Below are 5,097 nucleotides of genomic sequence, written 5' to 3'. Positions count from 1 at the left end.
CAACGGTGACGGCTGGCCGGTGTCGCAGCCCCCTGCTCCCGGGCGATACGCGGGCTGCTGACTTCCAGCGAGCTCGGCGTGCCGATCGGGCTGAGCAACGTGACGTCGCCCAACAGCGTCCAGGGTTGCTCCGCGTTGCTTTGCGCATCCAGCTCGCGAACGGCCAAGGCGCCGGTTTCGGTGGCGCCCAGCAGTTCGATGAAGCGCACCTGCGGCCCGGCATGGCGCTGCACGATGGCCAAGGCGTCGGGCGGCAGCAGCGAAGCGCTGTGCACCACCAGCACCGAACGCCGTACCGACAAGCGCGCCAACAGGGTGGGCAACAGCCGCCAGGTGCTGGCAATGGCGAGGATCACACAAGGCCCGTCGCCATCGAGTTGCGGCAATACCTGCTGCTCCAGGGAGCAGGCCTGCAGCCGCGCGTTCAGCCATCGCGCGCCGACCTCGCCCAGGATCATGCCGTAGCTGTGCGTGCTCGGCGCAAATGACAGGACCTCGGTCGCGCCAGCCGCCCAGTGGCCGAGTATCAAGGCCGCCTCCTGGGTCATCTGCGCGTGGCTGCGCAGCCACTGGCGTGGCACACCGGTAGAGCCCGATGTGGTGAACAAATGGTCGCCGCTCATTCGGCGGCCTGCAGGGTCAATTGATCTTCAAGCTTCTGGGCGACGAACGTTTCCATCTTCTCCAGTGTTTCAAACCAGTAGCGGACATCGTCACTCAGGTAATCCACTTCGATTTCAAAACAGCTTTCAATGGCGGTAATGACTTCGACGGCCATCAGGCTGTCGAAACGCTCGCCAATGAAGTCGCGAAAACTGTCCTGTTTATCGATGACGTGGACCTCCTCGCCCAGTAACTGCGCCAATGCCTGACGAATACGCTGTTCAATAGATAAGTTGCTCACGGGCCTGTTGTTCCTTGTGGGTTGCCGGCATTGATAAGTCCCGCTCCCGCGCTGTAGAACACCTGTTCCGGCAGGATCGGATCGAACTGCAGATAGACAAAAGCATCCGGGTAGTGCGTGCCCAGGCAGCGGTGCAGGCCTTCTGCCAATGCCGCGTGGGCTATAGCGTCGCGCGCCACCGACAAGGTGATGCGCAGGTAGAACTGCAAGGCAGCGCCGTCACCGTCCACGGTAGGCAACGGCATGCCCGCGCTGAACACGCAGCCAGGCGCCAGCGGGTTGAAAAACACCATGCAGTGCGCTGGCTCGGCACCCAGCGCCTTGAGCTGGCGTGTGAAGGCCAGGGCCAGGCGCTTGCGTTCAATGGCCTGCAGCGGCGCGCAGGTAACAGTGATGGTCGGCATGCCTGCTCCTCACGACAACTGCAAGTTGGGCAGGCGCAGGCAATTGCCGTCGGCAAACGCCTGCAACAGGCGCCCCAGGCAGCCCGACAACGCGTCGTGGCCCTGCAGGTAGAGCGGCGACCAGGCATACCCCGGGCCGCTGCGCACCTTGTCGAGGAAGAAGCGCAGGTGCGCCAGGTCGACCGGCAACCCCAACGCTGCGGCCAACGCCACGGCCTGGTAGGTGCTGAGCAGATCAGGGATGCGCTGCCCCTGGTTGGCGAAGCCGCCCTGACGCACCTTGTGCGCGGCCAGCAGGTCGCTTGCCTGCGCGCGAATATCCCGGCCAACATGGCGCAGGCAGATCAATGCCTGCAGGCTGGCGCGCAAAGTGGCCTGCCCACGCGGGTACACGGCATGGCGGCCCTGCTGGCAGCAGCTGGCGACAAAGGCTTCGAGCTCGACAAGGTCGACACCGGCGTTGTTACCCAGTTGCTGCAGAATCGCCACCGCCGATGCAGTGGACACCAGGTCAGAACCACGCCCCTCCCAGAAACCGAAGCCACCGTCGGGGTTCTGCAGCGAGGCCAGCCAGTGTCCGACTGCCTTGCGTGCGTCGGGGCGGTCAGCGAAGGCACCGGCGGCCAGGCCCCAATTGGTGCAACGCACTTCCGCCCCACGCCCCGGCATGTACATGATCCCGGGCTCGTTCGGCATCTGGCAGCCCTCGATCCAGCGCAGCGCGTCCGCCCGCTGTGCATCCGTCAACTGCTCGCCGATCACTGCCGCCGCCGTGGTCAGCACATCAGCCGCAGCGTCGACCTGCCGATAGGTGTAACCCCCCTGCGGCAACGCCAGGGTCGTGATGAAGCTGGCGACGGCATCTGCCAGGTGTGCCACCGGCTCACCGAGCGCCTTGAGCGAGCCCACCGCACAAAAGGCGGCCCAGACATCTTCGACGTCATAGCCCTGCCAGCGCACGAAGGCGCCGCTCGGGCCACGCAGCGCCTCGATCCAGGCCACGCACTCGCCGGGCCCCAGCGGCTGCGCCTGTAATGCTGCGAGGCTGGCCGTGGCGCGGTAGGTCGCCCACAGGCAAGGCCGCTCGGCGGCTTCGCTGAAGCGAAAGCCACCGTCGTCCATCTGTTGCGCCTGCAACCAGCCGATCAACCGCGGCACGTCCCAGGCCGGCGCTGGCAGCCCTTGCCGAGCCAGCGCGCGCGCAGCCATCACGCCATAGAAGCAGGCACGGGTATCGGCCAGGTTGCGCCGGGCAAAGTCCGCCGACCAGCTCAGGCCGCCATTGCTGCACTGCAGCCCTTGCAGCCAGGCATACAAGGCATCGGGGTCGGCCACGCGGCCATCGCAAACCTCGACCAAGGTGCGCACCGCATAGTGGGTGGCCCAGACGTCTGCGGTCTGCCCCGGGCACATGGCGTAGGCGTCACCGTCGAACAGGGTATGCAGCCATTCGGCGGTCTGGGTGCCCTGTTCGATGGCAATGCCCAAGTCTTTGAGCGTTTCGCAGCAATAGAACGTGGCCCAGGCGTCGGACGGCATGCCTTTGCTCCAGGCGAAGCCAGCGTCACGGTTGCGGCGGGACTGAATGTAGGTGTGCAGGCTGGCCGTATCGACGCTGTCGAGGCGCTCGACCCAGGCCAGGCTGCGCACGGCGGCGTAGGTGCACCACAGGTCAGGCTGGCCATTGCCCAGGCCGCGCCCTTGCGCAAAGCGTGGTGCGGTCATTGCTTGCCCCCCACGAAGCGCAGGTTGGTCTTCTTCCAGCTTTTTTGCGAGCCACCACTTTTGTTGATGGCCGACAGGTTGTTGACGAACAGCACGCGGCTCCAGCGCAGGCCCATCAGCTGTTGGGAGCGCTCCAGCAGTTGCGCTTGCAGTTGGCTTTCCTGCGCGTTGTCCCAGTGCACGTCGCGCTCCAGGATCAAGGCGGCGCTGTCGTTCTGGCGGTCGATCTCGATCACGTAGCCGGTGGCGTCACAGGTGCCGTAGACCACCTCTTCGACCGCGCGAATCTCAAGGCTGACACCCGCAACCATGATGCTGTCACTGTCGCGGCCATTGATCAGCAGGCTGGGGCTGAGCTGCCCGGGCTGCCACGGCGCGGTGATGGTCACGCTGTCGCCGGTGTCCAGCCGCAGCAACGGGCGGGCATACAGGTTCAGTGGGGTGACCACGAGGCGCCCGGTAAGGCCCTCGGCGGGCGTCACCAGCCTGCCGTCGGGCAACAGCAGTTCGAAGTAGTGGGTGGCTGTGGCCAGGCGCATCTGCTGGTCTTCGCCCACGGCGGCCAAGGTGCCGGTTTCGGTGCTGCCATAGCTGGCGTCGAACACCTCGCACTGCCAGCCACGGGCCAGACGTTCACGAAACGGCTGAGTGTTGACCTCGCCCAGCAGCATGATCGAGCGCACCGACTGGGCGAAGGTGTGCAACAGGTCCCGCTGCTTGAGGTAGCGGGTCAGCTGTACCAGCACGCCGGGGGCGATGAACAGCACCGTTGGCCGGTAGGTGTCGAAGGTGTTGCACACCCGGTCCCAGTCGGTGATGCCGGTGGTGAACGGATACAGCCGCACATGGGAGACATCCAGGTACTCGCAGACATTGGCGATCAGGTCGCCGACCGGGACGATGTCCGATGGCATCAGGTTGGCCACCCGTGCACCCGGGCGCAGCACCGAGCGCCAGTGGGCGGCGACGCTGACAGCATTCCAGATGATGTCTTGTTTCAGGCGCGGGGTCGGGGTCGGCTCGCCCGTGGTGCCGGTAGTGGCGTAGTACTTGGCCGCATCGCCCAGGGCCACGGTACAGAACGCCAATGGCTGACGTTTAAGCAAGGCCTTGGCCGTCAGCGGTAATTGCTGAAACGCCGAAAAACGGTAGGGGCCTATCTCTGCGTAGTGGGCGCTGTGCTGTGCTCGCATCCAGGCTGCTTGCAATTTTCGCTCATAAAACGCGGCATCGGGGATATGCCCGACGTGCTGTTGAAGTTCGCGCTCGGCGTTCTTCAATACTTCGAAATCCTTATCGCCATGAACCAACATCGACTCGCCCTCTCAAATGTGCAGCGCAGAGAATTGGCGAGCGACAGGGGGTTAGTAAAATACTTATTTCTCGGCGACGGTGAGAGTTGCCAGGTATTAATCGGCCTAAATAGGGGCTTTTACGCTCGCTGTATGTAGTCCTTTTCTGGCAAAAGCACCCGATTGGCCTTGTGTTTTGGGCGAGGTATCAGACTAAGATGTTTTTAATATTTCACATGCGTTTTTGGGGCGGTAGGAGCGCAGCGCCACAGCCGGGCGATATCACCCGCGCGCGCCTGCAGTAGTGTTGGCGCGTTGGCGCATGCCTGCTCCAGGCTCATCGGCCCGTTGACCAAGGCAAAAGCGGCGTCAATCCCATGGGCATACAGCTGCTGGTAGCCCTCCCCCAGCGTGCCGGCCAGTACAACCACCGGCACACCGTGACGCTTGGCGACCCGGGCCACGCCCATCGGCGTCTTGCCACGCAGGGTCTGGGCGTCGAAGCGTCCTTCGCCGGTCACCACCAGGTCAGCACCCTGCACCAGCGCATCGAGCCCGGCCAGCTCCGCCACCACCTCCACCCCAGGGCTGAATTGCGCGCCCATGAACGCCTTGGCCGCGAACCCCATGCCGCCTGCGGCGCCACAGCCAGGGAAGTCGCGCACATCCTCACCGCGCAACCGCGCACAGTGATCGGCAAAATGCCCCAGCGCCTGGTCCAGCGCCTGCACCTGTTGCGGGCTTGCGCCTTTCTGCGGGCCGAAGATCGCCG

Annotated in this window: 6 protein-coding genes; all 6 read right to left on the bottom strand. The window is 64.7% G+C overall.

The features are described from left to right. Positions 1–623 (bottom strand): AMP-binding protein (locus NP534_RS25540; protein WP_274100565.1); only part of this gene is annotated, 623 nt, incomplete at its 3' end. Further along, positions 620–904, bottom strand: coding sequence for an acyl carrier protein (locus tag NP534_RS25535; RefSeq protein ID WP_274100564.1), 285 nt, complete (start codon positions 902–904; stop codon positions 620–622). The genes NP534_RS25540 and NP534_RS25535, both read right to left, overlap by 4 nt. Continuing rightward, positions 901–1,308 carry a hypothetical protein gene (locus NP534_RS25530; RefSeq protein ID WP_274100563.1) on the bottom strand — a complete coding sequence of 136 codons (408 nt, stop codon included), beginning with the start codon at positions 1,306–1,308 and terminating at the stop codon, positions 901–903. The genes NP534_RS25535 and NP534_RS25530 overlap by 4 nt, the downstream gene beginning before the upstream one ends. Positions 1,309–1,317: 9 nt before the next feature. Further along, positions 1,318–3,033: a prenyltransferase/squalene oxidase repeat-containing protein gene (locus NP534_RS25525; protein WP_274100562.1), complete on the bottom strand. Its 1,716-nt coding sequence runs from the start codon at positions 3,031–3,033 to the stop codon at positions 1,318–1,320. Then, complete coding sequence (locus NP534_RS25520; protein WP_274100561.1) at positions 3,030–4,346, bottom strand: AMP-binding protein; 1,317 nt, start codon at positions 4,344–4,346, stop codon at positions 3,030–3,032. Before NP534_RS25520 ends, NP534_RS25525 begins: the two co-directional genes overlap by 4 nt. Before the next feature lie 203 nt (positions 4,347–4,549). Beyond that, positions 4,550–5,097, bottom strand: a 548-nt coding sequence (locus tag NP534_RS25515) for a glycerate kinase (protein WP_274100560.1), incomplete at its 5' end; no start/stop codon positions are given.

Source organism: Pseudomonas sp. 39004 (assembly GCF_028682155.1).
GTDB classification, from domain to species: Bacteria; Pseudomonadota; Gammaproteobacteria; order Pseudomonadales; family Pseudomonadaceae; genus Aquipseudomonas; species Aquipseudomonas capeferrum.
The sequence above is the reverse complement of the archived record's forward strand: the minus strand, read 5'-3'. Positions and strand labels throughout refer to the sequence as shown.

Excerpts from the sequence above, each read along its gene's own strand:
- NP534_RS25530 (WP_274100563.1), bottom strand. The coding sequence starts at position 1,308 with ATGCCGACCATCACTGTTACCTGCGCGCCGCTGCAGGCCATTGAACGC.
- NP534_RS25525 (WP_274100562.1), bottom strand. The coding sequence starts at position 3,033 with ATGACCGCACCACGCTTTGCGCAAGGGCGCGGCCTGGGCAATGGCCAG.
- NP534_RS25520 (WP_274100561.1), bottom strand. The coding sequence starts at position 4,346 with ATGTTGGTTCATGGCGATAAGGATTTCGAAGTATTGAAGAACGCCGAG.